Below are 24,352 nucleotides of genomic sequence, written 5' to 3' on the forward strand. Positions count from 1 at the left end.
CCGCCGAGATAAATGAGACATTGGTTACAGGAGTCGCGAGACTGAGCCGTGTCGAATGCATGTTCGAAAGAGTAGATGTTCGCACCGACAAGTTTCGGGTACGACCACGTACATGGATTTTCAGAGGTTTATCGGAGGTTCGGATGGCAGTCGGTGTCCTGGCGATCGCTGTGTCGATCGGCACCGCACTGGGCGTGATGAGTGGAACTCTCGGAGCGCCCGCACAAGTCGAGAAGAACGAGTCTTCGAATGCTGCAGTCTCACTTGCAGCCTGGAACGGACCGGCACGAACTCAGGACACACCTGAGGGAATCGTGCCTTCCGTACCCTCCAACTTTCCGGGAGCGACATTGGCGCCCGTGGGAGCGGTGGCAGTGTTCGCGCCGTGGATCAAAAAGGCCGGTGCTCTGTGCTCGGAGATCACGCCCGCGGTGATCGCCTCGCTGTACTCGGTCGAGAACGGATTCAAGTACGGACCCGATACCGACATCTCACCGGAAGGTGGGCGCGGGCCTGGCCGCTTCACCACCGCAGCGTGGACGGCATACGGCAAGGACGGTGACGGCGACGGAAAGATGGACATCCTGGGCGTTGCCGATCCGGTGATGACAACCGGATACCGGTTGTGCGATCTCGTGAAGCAAGCGCAGTCCTGGCAGAAGTCCGGTGAGGTCGAGGGCGATACCGTCGACCTCGCGCTCGCTGCCTACGACGTCGGGCCGGACGCAGTTCGCGAAGCGGGCGGCGTTCCGGCAGACAAGTCGGGCGAGGTTCCTGCGGAGCAGGCGGTCGCCGCTCCGTTCGTCGCCCAGATCAAATCGTTGCAGGACTCGTTCGCCCTGATGCTTGCGCCCTTCGACTACAACAACCTCGCCGCAGCGGTGGGCGGCGTCGTCGAGGCCGGTCTGAAGTTTCTCGGATTGCCGTACGTGTGGGGTGGCGGAAACATCAACGGGCCGTCGATGGGCGGGTTCGACTGCTCGGGGCTGACGTCGTACGCGATCCACGCGGCCACCGGGGTGACTCTGCCCCGGACCTCGGAGACGCAGTGGGGTGTCGGCGTCGAGATCCCGCTGGATCAGGCGCAGCCCGGTGACCTGTTGTTCGGCAACTGGCAGGCAGGCGGCCCCGGCCACGTGGCGATCTACGTCGGCAACGGTCAGATGCTTCACGCACCCACGTTCGGCGACGTGGTGAAGGTCGGCCCGATCTTCGCCGGCATGAAGGCTCGCCGCGTGGTGTGAGTGGGCAGGAAACAGCGAGCGCCGACAGAGCAAGAAACGCCACCCGACCGAGTCGGGTGGCGCTTCTTTTCAGAGCTGGTACAGCCGATCAGCTGTGGTAAGGCTCCGCGCTCAGCAGCGTGACCTTCATGGTGCTGCCGTTGGGCAGGTTGTACTCACGCGTGTCGCCGACCTTGGCTTCGAGCAGCGCGCCGCCCAGAGGTGAGTTCGGCGAGTAGACCTCGAGCTTGGCGTCACGTGCGCCTTCTTCGCGGGTAGCGATCAGGAACGTCTCGGTGTCACTCTCGTCGCCGTCGTAGTAGACCTTGACTACGGATCCGGGCAGTGCGACACCGGACTGAGTGGGGGCCTCGCCGACCTTTGCGCTGTTCAGCAGCTCCTGGAGCTGGCGAATGCGGGCTTCCTGCTGACCCTGCTCTTCGCGGGCAGCGTGGTAGCCGCCGTTCTCTTTCAGGTCACCCTCTTCGCGACGCTCGTTGATCTCGGCGGCGATGACCGGGCGATTGGCGATGAGCTGGTCGAGTTCGTTCTTGAGCCTGTCATGTGATTCCTGGGTAAGCCAGGTCACCTGGGTCTCGGTCATCTCGATCACTCCCTAGTAGTCGGAGCCGGGGGCTCCCTCGACGATCGCTGCAACAGCAGCGAACAACGACGCGGAAGCACCACCAGGGATGCAACCTTGCCGTCAAACCTTGCGTCAATGCAGCAATACACGGTTCCACCCGGAACCGTGTATCGGGCAATTCTATCACGCATGACTACCCGCCCTGTCCGGCGTCAAACGTCCGGCAGGGTGGGTGCGTCCCGAGGTCAGCTCTTGGTCAGGTACTCCGGAACGTCGAAGCTGCAGCCGTAGACGTCGGCCATGCCTGGCGGCTGGGACGTCTTGACCTCGGTGTTGAACTCGAGGGTCTGATGTTCCGACGACGGGACGTAGACCTCACGTCGACCGGTTTCGGAGCCGTCCTTCGAGCGTGCGCGCACGATGCACATCGCTTCACGCGACGAGTCGTCGCGTGTGACGGTGAAACGGATCTTCACCGTGGAGTCGTTGGCGATGTCGAACGAGATGGTCTCGGTCTCGATTTCCTTGACCGCAAATTTTCCGTACGCGTAGTACGCGATTCCGCCGCCTACGACGATGACGAGAGCGGTCAGAGCCCACACCATCCACTTGCGGGGACTGCCCGTGCGAGTTGTGCTCGGGTACCGATCTTGGGGAAGCGGTTTGCTCATCACTCTGCTCTCGAAGACTCGAGTTCGCGTGTCGTGCAGCAACTGACTGTGTCCCGCCGGATTACCGAAGGGGTCACGGCTGCGCCAGGAACTCTCGGGTGGAACTATAGAGGACGTATCCCGTCGCGCCGTCGGTAGGTTTGTCGGCAGTCGGTACGTTTGACGGCAACGGCCCGGAGTAATCCGAGCGGTGCACAGCGTGTGATTCGAAGACTGCCGGTGACGGCTACAGGTGAACTGCCGGCAACGGCTACAGGTGAAGTTGAGGTGAACGAACACGTGAGCGGATTCCGGCTCATGGCCGTCCATGCCCATCCCGACGACGAGTCGAGCAAGGGTGCGGCCACCACCGCCCGTTATGCAGCCGAAGGCCACGAAGTGATGGTCCTGACGCTCACCGGGGGTGAGCGTGGCGACATTCTCAACCCGGCCATGGACGTTCCCGGTGTCCGCGATCGAATCAGCGAAGTTCGCCAGGAGGAGATGGCCGAGGCCGCTCGCATCCTGGGCGTGAAGCAGCGCTGGCTCGGTTTCGTCGATTCCGGGCTTCCCGAGGGCGACCCTCTTCCGCCGCTGCCCGAAGGGTGCTTCGCCCTCGTTCCGCTCGAAGAGTCGACGCGCGCTCTGGTCAAGGTGATTCGCGAGTTCCGTCCCCACGTCGTCACGACGTACGACGAGAACGGCGGATACCCGCACCCGGATCACATCCGGTGCCACGAGGTGACGATGGCAGCCTACGAAGCCGCCGCCGATCCCGAGTACTTCCCCGAGGACGGTCAGCCGTGGGAAATCAAGAAGGTCTACTACTCGCACGGATTCATCCGTAAGCGCCTCGAACTCTTCCAGGAGGAGTACGAGCGTCGCGGTGAGCCGTTCCCGATGGCGGACTGGCTCAAGAAGTGGAAGACCGAACGCGGCGACATGATGGTCCGGGTGACCACTCAGGTCACGTGCGGCGACTACTTTCCCCAGCGTGACGATGCTCTGCGCGCACACGCGACGCAGATCGATCCCAACGGTTCGTTCTTCGCTGTGCCGCTCGACATTCAGCAGAAGATCTGGCCCACCGAGGAATTCGAGCTCGCCAAGACGCGGGTCACCACGTCCATTCCGGAAACCGACCTGTTCGCAGGTCTCGAAGAGGACGCTCAGAAGTGAATGCTCTGTCCGCCGAGGTAGTTCTCGGCACCACACAATTTCTTGCTCAGACCCCGAGTAATCCATCCGGCCCGGAGTTCGGAAAGTCGTCTCCGGTCGGCCTGCTGGTGATTCTTGCGCTGCTCATCGGTGTGATCCTCCTGGTTCGGTCGATGAACCGCCAGCTCAAGAAGCTGCCGGAGACGTTCGAACCGGATCATCCCGAACTCGATCAGCAGGCAGACGAAGGCACCGACCGGGGAGCTATCACTGCTCCGAGCCCGGCGGACCCCAACGTCTCTACCGAGAAGAAGCCCAAGCAAGAATCCTGAGACGAACGAGGTAGCGGCGATGGACCCACGGATGCGGAACAACCTGGGTGGGTCCTCGAGCCCTTACCTGCGTCAGCACGCCGACAATCCGGTCCACTGGCAACAGTGGGGCGAAGAAGCGATGGAGTGGGCGCGCGAGCGCAACGTGCCGATCCTCCTCTCGATCGGATACTCGGCGTGCCACTGGTGCCACGTCATGTCGCACGAGTCGTTCGAGAACGACGAGATCGCGGCCGTCATGAACGCGAATTTCGTCTGTGTGAAGGTGGACCGAGAAGAACGTCCCGACATCGACGCCGTCTACATGAATGCGACGGTTGCGATGACCGGCCAGGGCGGCTGGCCCATGACCTGTTTCCTGACTCCCGACGGTTCACCGTTCTACTGCGGCACGTACTACCCGCCGACGCCTCGCGGCGGAATGCCCTCGTTCACACAGCTTCTCGAAGCGATAGTCGACACCTTCACGAATCGGCGCGACGAGGTCGACAACGCGGCACAGTCGATCGTCACGGAACTTCAGCGCGCGTCGGGCGGGATTCCGTACGGGGGAGCACCCATCGACGCCGAGCTGCTGAACGCGGCGGGTCGGTCGATCCTCGGCGACGAGGACATCCCGCGCGGGGGATTCGGTGGGGCACCGAAGTTTCCACCGTCGGCACTACTGGAGGGGCTGCTCCGACAGTACGAGCGAACGGGTTCGGGCGAGATCCTCGGCGGCATCGAGCGCACCGCCGAAGCAATGGCACGTGGCGGTATCTACGACCAGTTGGGTGGCGGTTTCTCGCGCTACTCGGTCGATGCCGAGTGGGTGGTTCCGCACTTCGAGAAGATGCTCTACGACAATGCGCTGCTCCTGCGGTTCTACGCGCACTGGGCGCGGCGAACCGGATCGGACCTCGCCACTCGCGTCACCGAGGAGACCGCAAGGTTCCTGCTCTCCGATCTGCTGACCGAGAACGGTTGCTTCGCTTCGGCTCTCGATGCCGACACCGACGGCGTCGAAGGCCTCACGTACGTATGGACGCCGACGCAGCTGGTCGAGATTCTCGGCGCGGAGGACGGGCAGTGGGCGTCGGAGTTGTTCCGGGTCACCGATACCGGAACCTTCGAAGAGGGTGCGTCGGTACTGCAGTTGCTCCGTGACCCCGACGACTGGTCGCGCTGGCAGACGGTCTCCGACGCTCTACGCGCCGTCCGGGCTCAGCGTCCACAGCCCGGCCGCGACGACAAGGTGGTGACGGCCTGGAACGGGCTGACCGTCACGGCCTTGACGGAAGCGGGACTTGCCCTGGACCGACCCGACTGGATCACCGCGGCGGCCGAGTGCGCAGGCGCTCTTCTCGACCTTCACCTGGTGGACGGTCACTTGGGTCGTGCTTCCCTCGGCGGGGCTGTCGGCGCCCCGACGGGTGTGCTCGAGGATTACGCAATGTTGGCCACCGGCCTCCTGGCTCTATATCAGGCAACGGGATTGGCGCGGTGGCTCGATGCGGCGCAGCAGTTGCTCGACGTCACTGTCGACCACTTCGCTGATCCGGCCGAGCCGGGAAGCTGGTTCGACACGGCCGATTTCGCGGAGTCGCTCGTGACTCGGCCCCGAGACCCGTTGGACGGCGCGACGCCGTCCGGTGCGTCGAGCGTCGCGGAGGCTCTGTTGACCGCAGCGGCGTTGACCGATGCCGAGCGCTCTTCTCGTTACGCCCAGGCCGCGGCGGACGCGCTGGCGAGGGCCACGCTGCCGCTCGAGCGTGCGCCTCGGTCGGCGGGGCACTGGCTCGCGGTGGCGGAAGCGTCGTTGCGTGGTCCGATACAGGTGGCCGTCGTCGGGGAAGGTTCGCTGTTGGCCGATGCCCGCCGGCTTGCGCCGGGTGGTGCAGTGGTTGTCGGGGGTGCCCCGGATTCTTCACCGCTGCTTGCAGATCGACCCCTCGTCGACGGAGGTGAAGCCGCGTACATCTGTCGGGGATTCGTGTGTGATCGGCCGGTGACGACGGTGGTGGAACTGGCGAGTCAGTTGAACACGACGAGCCATACCGCGATGTAGTGGCAGATCGCTGCGACGACCGTCGCGGCGTGGAAGAACTCGTGATGCCCGAACGTCGTGGGCCACGGGTTTGGCCATTTCGTCGCGTACAGAATTGCGCCGACGCTGTAGAAGATTCCGCCGACGAGCAGCAGCACCATCGGCGCCACACCGACCTGGTGCGTCAGTTCACCGACCACGGGAACGATCGCCCAACCGAGGAGCAGGTAGAGCGGGACTCCCACCCATTTCGGGGCGGTGGGCCAGAGCATCTTGAGTGCGACGCCGGCGAGCGCGCCTGCCCACACGATCGCGAGGATGATCTTGCCGGTGTGAGTCGGGAGGCCGAGCATGGCGAACGGTGTGTAGCTGCCGGCGATGAAGAGAAAGATCATCGAATGGTCCGCACGCTTCATCCACGTACGGCCCTTGACCGTCTGCCACTGGATGCGGTGATACGTCGCACTGATGCCGAAGAGGCCGCAGATCGTGACGCTGTAGATCGCGGTTGCCCAAGCCGCTTTGGCGCCGACCTGAGCGCCGGCTACGGAGACGAGAACGACGCCCGCGACGACGGAGACACCGAGCGCCCACAGATGGATCCAACCGCGCATGCGTGGTTTGACCGGAAGCTCGTCGACCCCGAATGCCGTCATGTGCAACCCCTCTCGTTCCGTACTGTTGCGAACCGCGTAACCTACGGTACCGTAGGTTACGCATCAGTAGCATAACCTACCTGCGGGTTTTCGACGCGTACAAAAACCGTGACGGCGCTCGCATGTGGCTGTCACTGCCGGGCGTAGTCTTTGACACCATGGTGATGTCACGGTGAATCTGCGCGGACTGCTGTACAGCATCTACGAGCGACGACTCCTCAGTCATCTCGACGGTCTCGCGCACCCACGGCACGTAGCCGTGATGTGTGACGGAAATCGGCGATGGGCTCGCGAGAACGGCTTCACCGATGTCAGTCACGGGCACCGCATGGGCGCGCTCAAAATTGCCGAATTGCTCGAGTGGTGCGACGCCGCCGGAATCGAGATGGCAACCATCTACCTGCTCTCGACCGAGAACCTGCGCCGCGAGCCGGAAGAGCTCGACACCCTCCTCGAAATCATCACCGACGTCGTCGAAGAGATCTCCGGGCCCGGCAAGAACTGGAGTGTGCAGATCGTCGGTGCTCTCGATCTTCTGCCTCCCGAGCAGTCCAGGCGCTTGCGGGAAGCGGCGGCGGGGACGAGCGGCCGAACCGGGACACATGTCAACGTCGCGATCGGATACGGCGGGCGTCAGGAGATCGCCGACGCCGTCCAATCGCTCCTGCGCGACAAGATCGGTGCGGGTCTGAGCGGAGACGAACTGATCCAGGCCGTCACGGTCGACGGCATCGACGGGCATCTGTACACGTCGGGACAGCCCGATCCGGATCTGGTGATCCGCACCTCCGGCGAGCAGCGGCTCTCCGGATTCCTGTTGTGGCAGAGCGCCTATTCGGAGATCTGGTTCACCGAGGCGTACTGGCCCGAGTTCCGTCGAGTCGACTTTCTTCGAGCCTTGCGCGATTACGCGGCGCGCCACCGCCGGTTCGGCGCCTGAGCCGTCTCAGAGCTTGCGCAGCCGCAGCCGGTTGATCGTGTGGTCGGCGTCCTTGCGCAGCACCAGGGTTGCGCGGGGACGGGTGGGGAGAATGTTCTCCACCAGGTTCGGGTGATTGATCGAGTTCCAGATCTCCTTCGCCGCGATGGTCGCGTCACGGTCGGAGAGGCCGGAGTAGTGGTGAAAGTGGGCGTTCGGATCGGCGAACGACGTGTTGCGTAGCGCGAGGAACCGCTGGATGTACCAGGCTTCGATGTCCTCGATGCGGGCGTCGACGTAGATCGAGAAGTCGAACAGATCGGAGACCATCAGACGCGGGCCGGTCTGCAGGACGTTGAGGCCCTCGATGATGAGGATGTCGGGCTGGCGGATCAGGTGGTACTGGCCCGGGATGATGTCGTACGACGTATGCGAATAGACCGGCGCCGCTACCTCTTCCGCCCCGGACTTGACTTCGGTGACGAAGCGCAACAGCTTGCGGCGATCGTAGCTTTCGGGAAAACCCTTGCGGTGCATGATGCCCCGACGCTGGAGTTCCCTGGTCGGATAGAGGAATCCGTCCGTGGTGACGAGGTCGACGCGCGGATGGTGATCCCAGCGGGCCAGGAGAGCTTGCAGCACACGAGCAGTCGTGGATTTTCCGACCGCGACCGAACCGGCGACGCCGATGACGAAGGGCACCTGACGGTCGGGATGCTTCTCGCCGAGGAAGGTCGCGGTGGCCGCGAACAGTCGTTGGCGTGCCGCTACCTGTAGGTGGATCAGACGTGCGAGGGGGAGATAAACCTCGGCAACTTCTTCGAGATCGATCTGCTCGCCGAGACCACGCAGGCCGTACAACTCGTCCTCGGTCAACACCAGTGGCGTCGACTTACGCAGTGTCCGCCACTGCTTGCGGTCGAACTCGACGTAGGGACTCGATTCGTTGGTGCGCGCCATCAGCCCAGCTCACCGGCACGTAGTGAACCCGGGGCCCGGCGGACGAAACAGCTATGCGAGCAAGCCAGGCGCGTGTGCGCACGATCCGAGTGCATAGTCGGATTGTGCTCGGTGCCACGTCCGGGACTTTCGCCGGGTGGCATTCCGGAGCGAGCGACTAGGCTCGGTCGTTATGGATCCAGACACACTTGTTCGCCAATACCTGCTGCTCGGACTGGGTTTCGACCGTCTCGAAGACGGGTTCGTCGACGCGTTCACCGGTGACCCGGCGCTGCGTAAGCAGATCGAGAGCGCCCCGAAGCCCGATCCGCGTGAACTTGCCCGCACGGCACGTGAATTGCGGGGCGAGTTGGCCGGAAGTGGTCTGAATGCCGAACGCTCCCACTTCGTCGACGTACACCTTCGCGCCCTGGAATGCTCCGGGCGCAAGTTCGCGGGTGAGGACATCGGCTTCGTGGACGAGGTCGAGGCGTACTTCGACGTCCGAATCGAGAAGGGAAACGAGGACGCCTACAGCGACGCTCACCGGTTGATGGGTGAAGTTCTGCCCGGTCCGGGACCGTTGGCCGAGCGGGTGCAGGCCCATCGCAAGGCCGACGAGATCCCCGCGGCGAAACTGAACGAATGCGTCGAGGCAATGTCGAGTGCGCTGCGCGATCTGGTCCGCGGCACGTTCGGGCTTCCCGCGTCGGAAACCGTCGAATACGAAGTGGTGGGGGACAAGCCGTGGTCCGGCTTCAACTACTACCTCGGTGACTACCGCTCCAAGGTTGCGATCAATTCGGATCTGCCGCAGTTCATGGCCAACCTGCCGCGGCTGATCGCGCACGAGTCCTACCCCGGCCATCACACCGAGCATTGCCGTAAGGAAGCCGGTCTGGTCGGTTCGGGCCAGCTCGAGCAGACACTGTTCCTGGTCAACACGCCGCAGTGCATCATGGCCGAAGGCCTCGCGGATTTGGCGCTGGAAGCGATTGTCGGCCCGGACTGGGGTTTGTGGGCGCAGGACATCTACGCCGACCTCGGCTTGTCTTTCGACGGGGAAAAGGCGCAACGGCTCTCCGCCGCGTCGGGGCAACTGCTGAGTGTCCGGCAGGATGCGGCGCTGATGTTGCACGACGAGGGGCGCAGCCTCGACGACGTGGCGCTGTTCCTCGAACGGTGGTCGCTGTCGACGCCGGAACGCGCTCGCCAATCGCTCAAGTTCCTGTCTTCGCCGCTGTGGCGGGCATACACCAGCACGTATGTCGAGGGATACCGGCTGCTCGGGGGCTGGCTGGACGAGGTGCCGGTGGGCGCGGAGCGCACCGAACGCTTCCGCAGGCTGCTCGACGAGCCGCTGGTCCCCAGCTCTCTGCGTGCTGCCTAGTGCCGGGTGGAGACGGCGGGAGCGAACTTCGTAGACTGGACGCATTCGTTTCCGCATCCAGCTTGGAGATTCCTCGATGACCGCTGTGCCCGGCTCCGACGTCAACTCTGCATCACTCGCCGAACTCGACCCCGAAGTCGCCGAGGCGATGGCTGGTGAATTGGCTCGTCAGCGCGACACGCTCGAGATGATCGCGTCGGAGAACTTCGTTCCCCGCTCGGTTCTGCAGGCTCAGGGCAGCGTCCTGACCAACAAGTACGCCGAGGGCTACCCGGGACGTCGTTACTACGGCGGTTGCGAGCACGTCGACGTCATCGAGGATCTGGCGCGCAACCGTGCGAAGGAACTCTTCGGTGCAGAGTTCGCGAACGTTCAGCCGCACTCGGGCGCACAGGCCAACGCTGCTGTTCTGATGGCACTGATGAACCCGGGTGAGAAGCTGCTCGGCCTCGACCTTGCACACGGCGGTCACCTCACGCACGGCATGAAGCTCAACTTCTCCGGCAAGTTGTACGACGTCGCGTCCTACGGCGTCAGCAAGGAAGATCACCGCATCGACATGGACGAGGTGCGCTCGATCGCCCTCGCCGAGAAGCCGAAGGTCATCGTTGCCGGCTGGTCCGCGTACCCGCGTCAGCAGGACTTCGCGGCGTTCCGTGCGATCGCCGACGAGGTCGGCGCGTACCTGTGGGTGGACATGGCTCACTTCGCCGGACTGGTTGCTGCAGGCCTGCACCCGTCGCCCGTCCCGTACGCAGACGTCGTCTCCTCGACTGTCCACAAGACCCTCGGTGGTCCGCGTTCGGGCCTGATCCTGGCGAAGAAAGAGTGGGCCAAGAAGCTCAACTCCGCTGTCTTCCCCGGTCAGCAGGGTGGACCGCTCATGCACGCCATCGCGGCCAAGGCAGTCACCTTCAAGATCGCTGCCGGTGAAGAGTTCAAGGATCGTCAGGCACGCACCCTTTCCGGTGCGCGCATCCTTGCCGAGCGTCTGGGCAACAAGGACGTCGCAGACCAGGGCATCAGCGTCCTGACCGGCGGCACTGACGTCCACCTCGTGCTCGTGGACCTGCGTAACTCGCAGCTCGACGGCCAGCAGGGTGAGGACCTTCTGCACGAAATCGGCATCACGGTCAACCGCAACGCTGTTCCGTTCGATCCCCGCCCGCCGATGACCACCTCCGGTCTGCGTATCGGTACCGCAGCGTTGGCCACTCGCGGATTCGGTGATGCCGAGTTCACCGAGGTCGCCGACATCATCGGTACCGCTCTGGCCGGCAACGCGGATCTGCCGGCGCTGCGTGCGCGCGTCGCCAAGCTCGCTCTCGACCTTCCGCTGTACGACGGTCTCGAGAACTGGGGCCTGCTCAGCAAGAACGTCTAGGAATTCCTTCACCGACGGCCCGGTCCCTTTCGAGGGGCCGGGCCGCTGGTTTTTTTCCAGTCGCGGATTGTGGCATCGGTCACATGACCGATGGTGGCCGAGTTCGGTGCTTCCTAGCCTGAGAGCATCACCCCTCCGGCGAAGGAAACCCCATGACCGAACAGAATCTGCATTGGCTCTCCGCTACCGAGATGGCGGCGTCGGTCGCGTCGAACAGTCTCTCGCCCAACGAGATTGCCGAAGCGATGATCCAGCGCGTCGACGCCGTCAATCCGTCGATCAACGCGATAGTCCAGTTCGATCGCGAGCAGGTGACGCGCGATGCGGCCGAACTCTCACGGCAACAGGAAGCGGGCGAGAAACTCGGCCCGCTGCACGGCGTTCCGTTCACGATCAAAGATCTGACGGCAGTCGACGGGCTGCCGACCACGTTCGGGATGAAGTCGATGGCCGACAACATCGCGACGGGAAATGCCGTCGTCGTGGACAGGCTGCGTGGCGCCGGCGGACTGTTCCTGGGAAAGACGAATACTCCCGAAAGTGGTTACTACGGTGGCACGGACAACCACCTGTACGGGCCGACGCACAACCCGTGGAAGCTCGGCAACAGCGCGGGCGGGTCCAGTGGCGGTGCGTCGGCTGCCGTGGCTGCAGGCCTCGGGCCACTCGCCGAGGGCAGTGACGGTGCGGGATCGGTGCGTATCCCGTCGGCGCTCTGTGGGGTCGTCGGGTTGAAGCCGACCACCGGCGTCATCCCGCAGACCATTCTGGCCGGGCGCTTCTACAACTGGGCGTATCACGGTCCGATCACCCGGACTGTTGCCGACAACGCGCTGATGCTCGACATCATGGCCGGGCCGGACAATGCGGACCCGCTCTCGATCGAGCGTGCCGAGACCTCGTACGTCGAAGCCTCGAAGGGTGACGTGAAGGGCCTTCGCGTGGCGTGGTCGACGAATCTCGGTCTCGGCCATGTTGATCCGGAGGTGCTGGCGGTGTGTCTCGACGCGTTGTCGGCATTCGAGGAATTGGGTGCCCGGATCACCGAGGCGACCCCGCAGTGGGGAAATCCGTCGGCGTCGATGTGGAACGGCATCTGGGTTCCCGGTTTCGCTTCCGAATACGACTTGCTCGACTGGGAGAACCAGCGCGGCGAGGTCGACGACAACCTGATCGAGATCATGCACGAGGCCGAGCGGCTCACCGGTGTCGACGTCGGGCGGGCCGACGCATTCCGCGGCGTCATGTGGGACACGTGGACCGCGTTCATGAACGACTACGACGTGTTGGTCTCGCCGACCTTGGCTTCGGCCACGTTCCCGCTCAGTCAGTTCGCGCCGTCGTGGCTCGAGGGTGCGTCGCTGCGTGAGCAGTTGCTCGATTGGCTCTTCACCTACCCGTACAACATGCTCAACAATCCGGCGATCACCGTGCCCGCTGGATTCACAGCCGACGGTCGACCGGTGGGGCTGCAGATCGCCGCACGTCACCGCCAGGACACACTGGTCCTGCGGGCTGCCGCGAACTTCGAAGCGGCACGTCCGTGGGCGGACAAGAAGCCGGCCGATTCACTGGTCGTGGCCTAGCTCACACGATTGGCTAGATTGGTGTGATGACGTCTGTACTGCCTGATCGCGGCGCTGGACCTGACATGTTCGCGCCGCGATCGCCGGCGGCCGGGGCGTACGGCATTCTCGGCCTGTGCGCCGAAGAACTCCGCGCTCGTGGACTCGCGTACTCGGCTGCGGCGGTCACGTACCGAGACCCGTCGACCGGAAGGCATCGGGCTCTGGCGTGTTCCGGATACGACGCCAGGGTGCTCGAGTTCCTGCTCGAGGACTTCGTCGCCGATCGCAATCTCTTCGGCATCATTCGCGAGGCTTCGGGCGTGCCCGTGTTCTGGCAGGACGTGCCACGATTCGAGCAGGTCGAGATGGTCACCGATGTTCTGCGGCCGTCCGGGTACGCCGAGGGTGCCTCGGTCGCATTGGGGTTCTCCGGCCGTGAGGTGACCGGATTGCTGCACATGAGCTTCGCGGATTCCGGCGTCGTCGATCGCGTACGGGAGGTGGTGGCGGCGTCCAGCGCAGCCTGCTCGCGCGTGGTGGGGGACCAGGTGGCGCTCGATCGTGTCCATTTGAGCCCACGCGAGATCCAAGTACTGCAATTGGTGGCCAGGGGCGCGGGCAATGTCGAGATCGCCGAGGAGTTGTTCGTCAGCCGTCGCACCGTCGCCACCCACCTCGAGAACATCTTCGTCAAGACCGGAACCAATTCGCGGGTTCAGGCGGCGGTGCGCGCCGCGAAGTGGGGTCTGATCGAGTCCTGAGTGACGCCGAATCACACGAGTGGCATTTTGTTACCTGGCGTTCACCAGATGTGCGGCTCGTTCCGTGGCGCGAGTGTCCGATCCGCAGTACCGTCGGCAGTAACGAGTAACCAGAAGTTACTTGTGCGGGAGGTTCTGATCGTGACTGAAACACTCAGTACGAGAGGGCCGGCGCCCGGCCCTTGTTTCAGCTGACACAGCGTCACCTGACACCAGAGCCGTCCGGCCCAGCGAGCTGAGTTTGCGCGGGTGCCGCGCAGACCTAGGAGCCCAACGTGACTGCATCACGCTCCGTCTCTGCCCACTCGGCCCGGGCTGATCTATCAGCCGGGAATCATTCGGGAGATGCACTTCGCACGTACGTCTTGGATACCTCGGTACTACTGTCCGATCCATGGGCTGTCACTCGATTCGCCGAACACCACGTGGTACTCCCACTGGTCGTGATCAGTGAACTCGAAGGCAAACGGCACCACCACGAACTGGGATGGTTCGCCCGAGAATCGCTCCGCATGCTCGACGATCTACGGATCGAATACAGCCGCCTCGACCGTCCGGTGCCGATCGGCACCGAGAACGGGACGCTGCAGGTCGAACTCAATCACACCGACCCTGCGGTCTTGCCAGTCGGATTCCGCACGGACAGTAACGATTCGAGGATTCTGGCGTGTGCGCTGAACCTTGCGGCGGAGGGCAAGGACGTAGTCCTCGTCAGCAAGGACATTCCGCTTCGCGTGAAGGCGGGCGCGGTGGGACTACCTGCCGACGAGTACCACGCTCACGACGTCGTGCCCTCCGGATGGACGGGTATGACCGAGCTGGACGTCGCCTCGACGGACATCGACGAGCTGTTCAACGAGGGTTTCCTGGACCTCGACGAAGCGCGAGATCTGCCGTGTCACACGGGTCTTCGCCTGCTCGGTGGTTCGTCGAGCGCCCTCGGTCGGGTGACTCCCGACAAGCGCATCCAGTTGGTGCGCGGTGAGCGCGAGGCGTTCGGGTTGCACGGCCGCTCCGCCGAGCAGCGCATTGCGCTCGATCTCCTCATGGACGAGAGCATCGGCATCATCTCTCTCGGTGGTAAGGCGGGCACCGGTAAATCGGCCTTGGCTCTGACGGCAGGTTTGGAAGCCGTTCTCGAGCGGCGCACTCAGCGCAAGGTTGTCGTCTTCCGTCCGTTGTATGCCGTTGGCGGACAAGAACTCGGCTACCTTCCCGGTAGTGAGAGCGAGAAGATGGGCCCGTGGGCTCAGGCCGTTTTCGACACTCTCGACGGGTTGGCCTCGCCAGAGGTTCTCGAGGAGGTTCTCGCCCGCGGAATGCTGGAAGTGTTGCCGCTGACGCATATTCGCGGTCGGTCGCTGCACGATTCGTTCGTGATCGTCGATGAAGCGCAGTCGCTCGAACGAAATGTTCTGCTGACAGTGCTTTCTCGTCTGGGAACCGGCTCGCGAGTGGTCCTCACGCACGACGTCGCGCAGCGTGACAACTTGCGAGTGGGCAGGCACGACGGAGTTGCGGCCGTCATCGAGAAGCTCAAGGGGCACCCGCTTTTTGCGCACATCACACTCACGCGCAGTGAGCGTTCGCCGATCGCCGAGTTGGTGACCGACATGCTCGAGGAGTTCGGCCCCACTTCCTGAGAAGTGATCTCCCCGTGCGGACTTCGGTCTGCACGGGGAGATGCCTGGGTTTGAAGTTGTTCAGTTTTGCAGCGGTCCCAGTTCGTTGTCGAGAACTTCCTGCACCACACGCATCGCCGCCAGTCCGGCCGGAGCGCCGCAATACGCGCTCGCGTGGATCACGGTTTCGACGATCTCGGTGCGCGTCAAGCCGTTTCGCAATGCCCCACGTACGTGGCCTTTGAGTTCGTTCTCGGCGCGCAGCGCGATCAGCATCCCCAGATTGATCAGACTGCGACTGCGGCGATCGAGTCCGGGACGCGTCCATACCGAACCCCAGACGTTGGCCGTCACGAAGTTCTGCAGTTCTTCGCTATCCGTTCCCCGGGTGCGCTCGAAGGCGGCGTCGACGAAATCGGCCCCCATGACTTCGGTGCGCACAGCCAATCCGGCGTCGAAGGAGTCAGGCGTGGTGTTTTCGGACATGGCAGGTTCGCTCGCTTTCGGCAGGTGATTTCAGGCCGGAGCAAGCCTACTTCGTGTCCCGGTCCCGACGACTGCGCGGCCGACCGCGGTCACCACGCCCCACGCGACGTCTCGCAGACTGAAGTAGTCCCGCCAGACGCAGACTTTGCCGTCGCGCAGTTCGAAAGTTCCGCATACCCAGAACTCGATGCGCAGCGGTCCGACGGTGAGGATGTCGGTGCGTTCGGTGAGCACCGTGGACTCGTCGCCGACGATGTGGTGCATCTCCGCCTCGAATTTCAGTGAAGGCTTGGTGACCAGACGTAGCGCTCGCACGACGGTCTTCTTGCCTCGCAGGGTGGGGAGCGAGACGTTCTGCCAGACGATGTCGTCTGTCATCAATTCGGCTGCGGCGTCCACGTCGAAATCGGTGAGGGCCGCGAACATTGCGTTCACCGTGGCTGTCGAACTACTCATGGGGTGTCCTTGGCTGATTATTCGGCCGGTGTTGCCCGGATGAAGGTACCGAGATGATCGTGATCGAAGTACTCCAAGGTTAGCGAGTTTCCGTCGAAGGTGGCCTTCGAGACCGTCCCGGCCGGTGCGTTCTCGCCGCTGAGCGGGAACGTGAAGGTGTTTCCGTCCCAGTGGGTCAGAGGGTACGTCGCGGCCGCGGGACCCATGGTCAAGGTCAGCGCACCGTTCTGCTGCGTCACGAGCGCGGGACCCCAGTACGGATTGCCGTAGTCGCCGGTCAATTGGTCTGTCGGTGGCGCGGGAGCGGGGGAGGCCGGCGGCGTCTTCCCGGCAAGTTCGCCCTCAGGGTCGGCTTGTGAGGCAAAGGACGCTTCGTACAGCGGGCGCCACTCGCGGGTGATCTTCCCGAACTGCACCAGATCGGCGAATTCGGCGGTCAAGGTCTCTGCGACGCCGGTGGGCGTGCCGTTGGTCAGAACGACTATGCCGACGTCAGCGGAGGGAATCGTCACGAAATTGGTCCCGGCACCGAGCAGGAAGGCACCGGAGTGGCTGGCGGTCACACGGCCTGCCGCGCTGTCGGAAACATTGAACCCGTAGCCGTAGAAGCCGGAGCGTTCCCCGATTTCCTGCGCATGGCGCGAGACGATTTCCGGGTTGACTGCGGGCACGAGCGCATCCGTCTGAACGACCTGCTGCCCCTGATACCGACCGCCCGACAGCACCATGTCCAACCACTTGGCCATGTCGTTCACCGAGGAGCTGACTCCACCGGCGGGGGATTGGGCGTCGGCGTCCCGAACCGGCCCTACCTTGTACTTTCCGTCTTCGAGGATGTGGCCGACTGTTCGATTTTCTCGGGCTTGGTAATCGGCGAACCGCGAAGACGTCGACGTCATACCGAGCGGACCGTAGATCGTGTTCTGCGACAGCGTTTCCCAATCGGTGCCCGCCGCGGCTGCAACGGCCTCCGCACCGGCAGTGACGCCGAAGTTCGTGTACTCGTATGTGATTCGGAAGGGATTGAGCGGTAGTTGGCGAAGTTTTTCGAGCACCTGGGCCCGGTTGTAGCCCAGGTCCTCCAGCCCGTCGCCGGCGTGGTCCGGTAACCCCGACCGATGCGTGTAGAGATCGGAGATCGTGAGGTGGTCGGTCACCCACGGATCGGCAAGCGCAAACCCCGGCAGTTTCGAGATCACCGGAGTGTCCCAGTCGACGGTCCCGATTCCGACTTCGTGGGCGACCACCGTGGCCCCGACCGATTTCGACACCGATGCCAGTTGGAACACGGTGTCGGCATCGACGGTGGCGCTCTTACCCGACTCGCGAACCCCGAATCCCTTTGCGTACACAGTCTTACCTCCGTGCACCACGGCCACCGCCATGCCGGGAACACCGGAACTTGCCATGAGGTCGTTCGCGAGGTCGTCGAGCTTCCCGACCGCGTCGTCGATTTGCCCGTCCGGGATCGGCACCCCGGCGTCGAGACCCGGGCTGGCGTCGCTGACGACCGGCCCGGGCGCCGAGGTGGTGTCTGAATCGGACGAGCATCCGGCGAGCAGGGCGACCGTCAGTACTACCGGAACCGCCGCTGCCGACAGTCGCGAGCTGTTTCTACTGGTGATGGACACGAGATTCTCCCTAGCAGGGTTGTCGTCGGTACCACTCGGTCAACCCAGTATCGGGGAACGGCGGGCTGATATTGGGACAAATCGGGAAACCTTGTAGCTACTTCGGGGTCTTGGTTGTCAGACTGCCGAGAATGGAGCCTTCCGTGACCGGCTTCCAAGGGAGCAACAACGCGACCAGCAGAGCGGTGATCAATGCTGCTCCGACTGTGAAGTACGACGCGATGGCGAAACCTTCCAGGCATGCGGTCTTCATCGTGTAGATCAGACTGTTCTTCTGCTGCTCGAAGAGCGGACTGATGTCGCGGGAGCGGATCTCGATGACGCTGAGCACGGACTCACGAGCGAAGCCTTTCTCCTGCGCCGACATCACGGCGTCGGGAATGGCGTCGACGATCGGAGCCACCTTGGACGTGTAGTACGAGGCGACGATCGAACCGATGACGGCGACGCCCAGGGTCCCGCCGAGCTCACGCGTCGTGTCGTTGACTGCCGAACCTGCGCCCGCTTCGTCGAGGGGCACCGAGGACATGATGGAGTCGGTCGCCGGTCCCTGGACAATTGCGAGGCCCAGACCCATGAGGACCATCGAGATCACGACGGGTCCGAGGTAGGGCGTCTCGACGGTCGTCCGACCCGCCAGGAACATCCCGCCGCTGAGTACCAGGAGGCCGAACACCATCACTGCAGTCGTGCCGAGTTTCTGTGCCGCCAAGGTGGCGACTGGGGCGCCCACGGCGACAGCTGCAGCGAAAGGCAAAGAGTGGATGCCGAATTCGAGCGGCGAGTACTCCCGAACGCCCTGGAAGTACTGCGTGATCAGGAACAAGAATCCGAACATGCTGAAGTAGCTGACAGCAATAGCCAAGGCGGGGAAAGAAAACCGCCGGATTCGGAAGAGATTCATGTTCAGGATCGGCGCGTCGGTGCGCAGTTCCCACGCTACGAATGCGGCCAACAACACTGTCGCAGAGAGGTATCCCGTGATGCTGAATGTCGAGACCCATCCGCGATGTGGTGCGTCGATGATGGTCCACACCAGAATGACGATGCCCAGTAGCGACAAGATTGTTCCGACGAAATCGAATCGGCCGACGTGGTGCGCCTTCGATTCCGGAACAACCAGCAGCACACCCACGATGACCAACAATGCTGCCGGAACGTTCATCCAGAACACCGAGTGCCAGGAGAAGTGCTCGAGAAGCCAGCCGCCCGCAGTCGGGCCGATGGCAATCGCGAAGCCGGCCATTGCGGTCCAGGCCGCGATGGCGATGGCTCGTTCTCTGGCGTCGGTGAAGATGTTGGTGATCATGGCCAACGTAGCCGGAAAGACAGCTGCGGCAAAGACACCCATGGCGGCTCGCGCCATGATCACCTGTTCGAGGTTGGAAGCCAAGGCGCCGACGAGCGACATCGCACCGACGCCGATCAAGCCGATGATCATCACTCGGCGGCGTCCGAAGCGGTCACCCAGGTGGCCGAAAGTGAGTAGGAACCCGGCGAAGGTCAACGTGTACGCGTCGACGATCCACTGCAGGTCGCTGACGCTGGCGAACAAGTCGACGCTCATCGTCGGCAGTGCGACGTTGACCACTGTGTTGTCCAGCACGACAAGGAGTTCGGCGAGGCAGATGAAGATCAGCGCAGTGAATCGACGGGACTTGGTCATCATGGGCGCCGAGGGCGCCGGTGCAAGTGTGTGAGACATGTTTGTACGCCATCTCTGCTCCTGCGCGGACGGCAGCAGCGGTTGGAAGAAAGAGGGTTGGTCAGCTCGCGGCCGAGACCAGAGCCTTGAGGTGAGCGCCGATGCGATCGAGAGGCGCCGTGGTGTGCTGAGCTTTTGCCATCAGCGTCGCGCCTTCGATTGACGCGATCACGACGGTTGCCCACTGTGCTGCAGTCTCGGACGGCTGTCCCTGCTGCCAGAAGAACGATGTGAGAAGCGATTCCCACGAGGTGAAGGATTCGCCCGCAGCAGTTAATGCCGCCGGCGTCGACGCGCCCTCCACTGCCGCGGCTGCGACCGGACAGGAGGAGGTGAAATCGCTCTCTACCAAGCTGTTTCGAAATATCGTGACAACCGCGTCGATGATCTCCGGTGGGGAAGACTGAGCGATCATCGAACTGATCGCGGCACTGACGCCCCGGCCGAAGTAGGCAACTGCTTCGCCGGCCAGCTGTCCTTTGCCCTCGGGAAAGTAGTGGTACACCGACCCGCGGGGAGCTCCCGAGCGTTCGACGATCTCGGTGAGCGAGGTCGTCGCGATCCCGTGTTCACGGAAGGCATTGATGGCGCCGACCAGCATCAGAGTGCGGGAATCGGAGTCGGCCATCCCGCCATCGTATGCAATCGCAGTGCTGTTCGAATCATCTGGTGCCGCTGATTCTCTTGGTACTCCCCACTTGCGACGCGCTGCGGCGATCGGACAACGCGTCTGCGGGCCGGTCATGGCAACAAGGCGTCTCGAGGTGTGTTCATCACTGCCTCCCAGTATGTCGATCGGTATAGGAACGAATCTGAGACTAGATGTAACCGACAGACACAGTCAAGTGTTGTGTGCAGGTGGTGGGTGTTGATGGAGATTCTTAGTGGCAAAACTGCCCGAACAGTGGTTATATCGTGCGGTATAGAGCTGTTGCTTCGAGCACCAGCTTCGGAGGAGAGGAAACGGCATGCCGGTACCGACGTCAGTTGCACGAAAACGAAGAATCGAAGTCGCAGTCGGGAAGTATTTCGCCAATCCGCTGGTCACCGGATTGAATCGGATCGGTTTGATGCCGTCGTTGATGACCGAGATCGAGACGGTTGGACGCCGAACCGGTCTGACCCGCCGAGTGCCCGTTGCGATCACCTACGACGGTGACGAGGCGTGGGTCATTGCGCAGCATGGCACCGGCACGGGGTGGGGTGCCAATATCTCTGCGACGCCGAAGGTTCGGATCCGTCGCCGCGGCGAGTGGGTGGACGGACAGGCCCAGATCATGCCGGACGACGACGTGCCGGCGCGGGTGAAGACATTTGCGTCGGGGAAGATCAGATCGGCGCTGACGGCCTCTGCCTTTCGCGGATTGCAGACCGACCCGGTCAGTGTTCGCATCAAACTCGCACTCGATTCGTCAACCGATTGAATCAACGGGAGTTGAAATGGCCGGTGCGGAATGACCCGGTGCGTTCTCGTCGTTGACGAATGCAGCGGTGGCGCGATCGCCACCGCACACGACGAAGGAGCAGGGTCATGCGCATCGGAATCATCGGAGCCGGTCAGATCGGTGGCACGCTCACACGTAGGCTCGCTGCGCTCGGTCACGACGTGCGCGTCTCGAACTCGCGGACACCGGACACGCTTGCAGAACTGGAAGCCGAGACGGGTGCGAAGGCAGTCCGCAGCACCGAGGCCGCCGAGGGTGCCGAGCTGGTCATCGTGAGCATTCCGCAGAAGAACGTGGTTGATCTACCGGCGGGGATTCTCAGCGGTGCGGTCGCCGGTGCCCCGGTCATCGAGACCAACAACTACTACCCGCAACAGCGTGACGGTCTGATCGCCGCCATCGAGGACGGACAGACCGAAAGCGGATGGGTGCAGGAACACCTGGGTGTACCGGTGTTCAAGGCGTTCAACGGAATCTGGTGGAAGCATCTCCTCGAGAAGGGGCTTCCCGAAGGTGCAGAGGGGCGCATTGCGCTACCCATCGCCGGCGACGACGACGCGAACAAGCAGGTCGTCTTCGATCTGATCAATCAGTTGGGCTTCGATCCCGTCGATGCGGGAACGATCGACGATTCCTGGCGTCAGCAGCCGGGAACTCCCGTGTACGGCAAGGACTTCGATCGAGAAGCGACGTTGAAGGCATTGGCCGAGGCGAGCCCCGATCGCACCGACGAGTGGCGGGCAACCGCTGCGGTGTGAGTGCAAGGGTGGCGGTTTCCGAAGTGGAAACCGCCACTCTGTTGTTTGTTCAGTCCTTGACCTTCGCCATCGCCAGAACGTCGAGACGCTTGTCGAGTTCTTCCTCGCTCAGCTTGTCCGGGACGAGTCCGCGCTCGATGACGACCTGACGGATCGTCTTCTTCTCTTTGAGCGCCTGCTTCGCGACGGCTGCGGCTTCCTCGTAACCGATTGCCGAGTTGAGGGGCGTCACGATCGACGGCGAAGATTCGGCGAGTGTCTTGAGGTGCTCCTCGTGCGCGACCAGTCCGCTGACGCACTTGTCGGCGAACAGTCGAGAGACGTTGGCCAGCAAGGTGAACGACTCCAGCAGGTTGCGGGCCATGACCGGGATGTAGACGTTGAGTTCGAAAGCTCCGGCGGCGCCACCCCACGCGATGGCGGCGTCGTTTCCGATCACCTGAGCCGCAACCTGAGTGGTTGCCTCGGGCAGGACCGGGTTCACCTTTCCGGGCATGATCGAGCTTCCCGGCTGCAGATCGGGGAGTGCGATCTCGCCGAGTCCGGTCAGCGGACCCGATCCCATCCACCGAATGTCGTTGGCAATCTTCGTCAGTGAGACGGCGATGGTCCGCAGCGCGCCCGATGCCTCGACCAGTCCGTCACGCGCGGCCTGCGCTTCGAAGCTGTTCTTCGCCGGAGTCAGCGCGTCGACACCGGTCGACTTGACCAGTTCGGCAACAACTTTGGGGCCGAATCCATCCGGAGCATTGAGACCGGTGCCGACTGCTGTTCCGCCGATCGGCAGCTCGCCGAGGCGGGGGAGTGTTGCGTTGACGCGCTCGATGCCGGCCTCGATCTGACGTGCGTAGCCGCCGAACTCCTGACCGAGCGTGACCGGCACAGCGTCCATCAGATGGGTGCGTCCGGATTTGACGACGGTCTTCCACTCGGTCGCCTTCGTGGCAAGCGCAGCATGCAGATGTTCCAGTGCCGGAACAAGATCGGTGACCGCTGCTTCGGTAGCTGCGACATGCGTGGCGGTGGGGAAGGTGTCGTTGGAGGACTGCGACATGTTGACGTGATCATTGGGATGTACGTCCACACCGGCGGCCTTCGCGATGGATGCGATGACCTCGTTGGCGTTCATGTTCGAACTGGTTCCCGAGCCGGTCTGGAAGACGTCGATGGGGAACTGATCGTCGTGCTTGCCTTCGGCGATCTCGTTCGCGGCGGCGATGATTGCGTCGGCCTTGCCCGCGTCGAGGAGTCCGAGGTCCTTGTTGACCTGCGCACACGCTGCTTTCAGCAGGCCCATTGCGCGGATCTGGGTGCGCTCGAGCGGGCGCCCGCTGATCGGGAAGTTCTCGACTGCACGCTGGGTCTGTGCTCGCCACAGTGCGTCGATGGGCACCCGAACTTCGCCCATGGTGTCGTGTTCGATTCGGAACTGTTGATCGTTGCTCTCCGTCATGGCTCCACATTGCCACTTTTCGAGAGCGGGTAGGGGACTACGTCCCCCGTGAGCGGTTAAGGAGTGCAGGGACTCCCTAACCACTCACGGGGCGGAGCCCATCAGAACGTCGGGGGAACCGCGCCCTCTTCGCCGTCGAAGTCGACGGAGCTGTACTCGCGCAGCTTCTCGAGACGGTGGTACGCGTCGATCATGCGAACGGTGCCGGACTTGCTACGCATCACGATGGACTGCGTGCTGGCGCCGCCGCCGTAGTAGCGGACGCCGCGCAGGAGGTCACCGTCGGTGACGCCGGTGGCGCAGAAGAAGACGTTCTCGCCCGAGACGAGATCTTCGGTGGACAGGATCCGATCGAGATCGTGACCGGCGTCGATGGCCTTCTGACGCTCTTCGTCGTCGGTGGGGGCCAGCTTGCCCTGCAACGATCCACCCATGCAGCGCATGGCTGCTGCGGCGATGATGCCCTCTGGCGTTCCGCCGATGCCCACGAGCATGTCGGTGCCGGACTCCGGACGCGCTGCGGCGATCGCGCCGGCAACGTCACCGTCGGAGATCAGACGGATACGAGCGCCGGTGTCGCGAACGTCCTGGATCAGCTGGTTGTGACGCGGGCGGTCCAGGATGCAGATCGTGATGTCGGAGACCGACGCCTTCTTGACCTTGGCCACGCGCTTGATGTTCTCGGCGATCGGTGCGCTGATGTCGATGACATCTGCGGCATCCGGCCCGACAGCGATCTTCTCCATGTAGAACACGGCCGACGGATCGAACATCGCGCCGCGCTCGGCAACAGCCAGAACAGAGATCGCGTTGGGCATGCCCTTGGACATCAAGGTGGTGCCGTCGACCGGGTCGACGGCGAAGTCACAGTCGGGGCCGTCGCCGTTTCCGACCTCTTCGCCGTTGAACAGCATCGGCGCTTCGTCCTTCTCGCCTTCACCGATGACGACGATGCCGCGCATCGAGACTGAGGAGACGAGCTGACGCATGGCGTCGACGGCTGCTCCGTCGCCGCCTTCCTTGTCGCCGCGGCCTACCCAGCGGCCGGCAGCCATAGCACCGGCTTCGGTGACTCGGACCAATTCGAGTGCGAGGTTACGGTCCGGGGTCTCACGATGAGTGCTGCTGGCCGTCATGTGCGGTGCCTCCTGGCGCGGTCGCGGTCGACGGGGTGTGTCGACGCAGTGGTTTCTTCAGGCGTCAT

23 protein-coding genes are annotated in these 24,352 nt (G+C 63.4%); 12 read left to right on the top strand and 11 right to left on the bottom strand.

What is annotated here, in order from left to right:
* Window positions 1-143: 143 nt before the first annotated feature.
* The gene (locus AC1Q61_RS10900; RefSeq protein WP_003943296.1) at window positions 144-1,244 is read left to right on the top strand and encodes a C40 family peptidase; all 1,101 of its coding nucleotides are present in this window, start codon (window positions 144-146) and stop codon (window positions 1,242-1,244) included.
* Between the two features lie 88 nt (window positions 1,245-1,332).
* Here AC1Q61_RS10900 and greA read toward each other — a convergent pair whose 3' ends face one another.
* Together greA and AC1Q61_RS10910 are read right to left on the bottom strand one after the other, a co-directional pair.
* The gene (gene greA, locus AC1Q61_RS10905; protein ID WP_007726385.1) at window positions 1,333-1,827 is read right to left on the bottom strand and encodes a transcription elongation factor GreA; all 495 of its coding nucleotides are present in this window, start codon (window positions 1,825-1,827) and stop codon (window positions 1,333-1,335) included.
* Window positions 1,828-2,054: 227 nt separating this feature from the next.
* Entirely contained in the window at window positions 2,055-2,480 is a 426-nt protein-coding gene (locus AC1Q61_RS10910) for a DUF4307 domain-containing protein (RefSeq protein WP_007726384.1), read from the bottom strand.
* 279 nt (window positions 2,481-2,759) lie between these two features.
* On the opposite strand from AC1Q61_RS10910, the gene mca reads away from it, so the two are divergent.
* From mca to AC1Q61_RS10925, 3 genes are read left to right on the top strand one after another with little or no spacing between them, the layout of a single operon-like run.
* Complete coding sequence (mca, locus tag AC1Q61_RS10915) at window positions 2,760-3,638, top strand: mycothiol conjugate amidase Mca (RefSeq protein ID WP_007726383.1); 879 nt, start codon at window positions 2,760-2,762, stop codon at window positions 3,636-3,638.
* Window positions 3,635-3,949, top strand: coding sequence for a hypothetical protein (locus tag AC1Q61_RS10920; protein WP_003943283.1), 315 nt, complete (start codon window positions 3,635-3,637; stop codon window positions 3,947-3,949). Before mca ends, AC1Q61_RS10920 begins: the two co-directional genes overlap by 4 nt.
* Before the next feature lie 19 nt (window positions 3,950-3,968).
* Window positions 3,969-5,996: a thioredoxin domain-containing protein gene (locus tag AC1Q61_RS10925; protein WP_492650971.1), complete on the top strand. Its 2,028-nt coding sequence runs from the start codon at window positions 3,969-3,971 to the stop codon at window positions 5,994-5,996.
* Here AC1Q61_RS10925 and trhA read toward each other — a convergent pair.
* The gene (gene trhA, locus AC1Q61_RS10930; protein WP_042920879.1) at window positions 5,963-6,631 is read right to left on the bottom strand and encodes a PAQR family membrane homeostasis protein TrhA; all 669 of its coding nucleotides are present in this window, start codon (window positions 6,629-6,631) and stop codon (window positions 5,963-5,965) included. The two genes, AC1Q61_RS10925 and trhA, sit on opposite strands and share 34 nt — an antisense overlap.
* A 172-nt stretch (window positions 6,632-6,803) precedes the next feature.
* Between trhA and AC1Q61_RS10935 the strand changes: the two genes are divergently transcribed.
* Window positions 6,804-7,571 carry an isoprenyl transferase gene (locus AC1Q61_RS10935; protein ID WP_003945211.1) on the top strand — a complete coding sequence of 256 codons (768 nt, stop codon included), beginning with the start codon at window positions 6,804-6,806 and terminating at the stop codon, window positions 7,569-7,571.
* Between the two features lie 6 nt (window positions 7,572-7,577).
* On the opposite strand, the gene coaA is transcribed toward AC1Q61_RS10935, so the two are convergent.
* Entirely contained in the window at window positions 7,578-8,510 is a 933-nt protein-coding gene (coaA, locus tag AC1Q61_RS10940; RefSeq protein ID WP_003945270.1) for a type I pantothenate kinase, read from the bottom strand.
* Between the two features lie 172 nt (window positions 8,511-8,682).
* Between coaA and AC1Q61_RS10945 the strand changes: the two genes are divergently transcribed.
* The 5 genes from AC1Q61_RS10945 to phoH2 all read left to right on the top strand — a co-directional run bounded on the left by AC1Q61_RS10945 (window position 8,683) and on the right by phoH2 (window position 15,235).
* Window positions 8,683-9,879 (top strand): hypothetical protein, encoded by a 1,197-nt coding sequence (locus tag AC1Q61_RS10945; RefSeq protein ID WP_007726370.1) that lies wholly within the window; start codon window positions 8,683-8,685, stop codon window positions 9,877-9,879.
* A gap of 76 nt (window positions 9,880-9,955) precedes the next feature.
* On the top strand, window positions 9,956-11,263 hold the full coding sequence (gene glyA, locus AC1Q61_RS10950) for a serine hydroxymethyltransferase (protein ID WP_003945195.1): 1,308 nt from the start codon (window positions 9,956-9,958) through the stop codon (window positions 11,261-11,263).
* Between the two features lie 152 nt (window positions 11,264-11,415).
* The gene (locus AC1Q61_RS10955; RefSeq protein WP_042920876.1) at window positions 11,416-12,849 is read left to right on the top strand and encodes an amidase; all 1,434 of its coding nucleotides are present in this window, start codon (window positions 11,416-11,418) and stop codon (window positions 12,847-12,849) included.
* 26 nt (window positions 12,850-12,875) lie between these two features.
* Window positions 12,876-13,592, top strand: coding sequence for a helix-turn-helix transcriptional regulator (locus AC1Q61_RS10960; protein ID WP_042920874.1), 717 nt, complete (start codon window positions 12,876-12,878; stop codon window positions 13,590-13,592).
* Window positions 13,593-13,867: 275 nt separating this feature from the next.
* Window positions 13,868-15,235 carry an RNA 5'-3' helicase PhoH2 gene (gene phoH2, locus AC1Q61_RS10965; protein ID WP_003945274.1) on the top strand — a complete coding sequence of 456 codons (1,368 nt, stop codon included), beginning with the start codon at window positions 13,868-13,870 and terminating at the stop codon, window positions 15,233-15,235.
* Window positions 15,236-15,295: 60 nt separating this feature from the next.
* Here the strand turns inward: phoH2 and AC1Q61_RS10970 are convergent, their stop codons facing one another.
* The 5 genes from AC1Q61_RS10970 to AC1Q61_RS10990 all read right to left on the bottom strand — a co-directional run bounded on the left by AC1Q61_RS10970 (window position 15,296) and on the right by AC1Q61_RS10990 (window position 20,120).
* The gene (locus AC1Q61_RS10970) at window positions 15,296-15,700 is read right to left on the bottom strand and encodes a carboxymuconolactone decarboxylase family protein (RefSeq protein ID WP_003945227.1); all 405 of its coding nucleotides are present in this window, start codon (window positions 15,698-15,700) and stop codon (window positions 15,296-15,298) included.
* 30 nt (window positions 15,701-15,730) lie between these two features.
* On the bottom strand, window positions 15,731-16,156 hold the full coding sequence (locus AC1Q61_RS10975) for a limonene-1,2-epoxide hydrolase family protein (protein WP_007726363.1): 426 nt from the start codon (window positions 16,154-16,156) through the stop codon (window positions 15,731-15,733).
* A gap of 17 nt (window positions 16,157-16,173) precedes the next feature.
* Window positions 16,174-17,787 carry a serine hydrolase gene (locus AC1Q61_RS10980; protein WP_051649517.1) on the bottom strand — a complete coding sequence of 538 codons (1,614 nt, stop codon included), beginning with the start codon at window positions 17,785-17,787 and terminating at the stop codon, window positions 16,174-16,176.
* 97 nt (window positions 17,788-17,884) lie between these two features.
* Window positions 17,885-19,456, bottom strand: a complete 1,572-nt coding sequence (locus tag AC1Q61_RS10985; RefSeq protein ID WP_215516113.1) for an MFS transporter — start codon at window positions 19,454-19,456, stop codon at window positions 17,885-17,887.
* Between the two features lie 97 nt (window positions 19,457-19,553).
* Complete coding sequence (locus AC1Q61_RS10990; protein WP_492650970.1) at window positions 19,554-20,120, bottom strand: TetR/AcrR family transcriptional regulator; 567 nt, start codon at window positions 20,118-20,120, stop codon at window positions 19,554-19,556.
* Window positions 20,121-20,460: 340 nt separating this feature from the next.
* On the opposite strand from AC1Q61_RS10990, the gene AC1Q61_RS10995 reads away from it, so the two are divergent.
* Entirely contained in the window at window positions 20,461-20,916 is a 456-nt protein-coding gene (locus AC1Q61_RS10995) for a nitroreductase family deazaflavin-dependent oxidoreductase (RefSeq protein ID WP_042920867.1), read from the top strand.
* Window positions 20,917-20,975: 59 nt separating this feature from the next.
* Window positions 20,976-21,695 (top strand): NADPH-dependent F420 reductase, encoded by a 720-nt coding sequence (locus AC1Q61_RS11000; RefSeq protein ID WP_128637866.1) that lies wholly within the window; start codon window positions 20,976-20,978, stop codon window positions 21,693-21,695.
* Window positions 21,696-21,744: 49 nt separating this feature from the next.
* On the opposite strand, the gene AC1Q61_RS11005 is transcribed toward AC1Q61_RS11000, so the two are convergent.
* A complete protein-coding gene (locus AC1Q61_RS11005; protein WP_042920861.1) occupies window positions 21,745-23,148 on the bottom strand; it encodes a class II fumarate hydratase in 1,404 nt (467 codons plus the stop codon).
* A 101-nt stretch (window positions 23,149-23,249) separates the two neighbouring features.
* Complete coding sequence (glpX, locus tag AC1Q61_RS11010; RefSeq protein ID WP_003945202.1) at window positions 23,250-24,284, bottom strand: class II fructose-bisphosphatase; 1,035 nt, start codon at window positions 24,282-24,284, stop codon at window positions 23,250-23,252.
* Between the last annotated feature and the right edge of the window lie 68 nt (window positions 24,285-24,352).

The organism is Rhodococcus sp. MPR-R1B, from assembly GCF_058793255.1.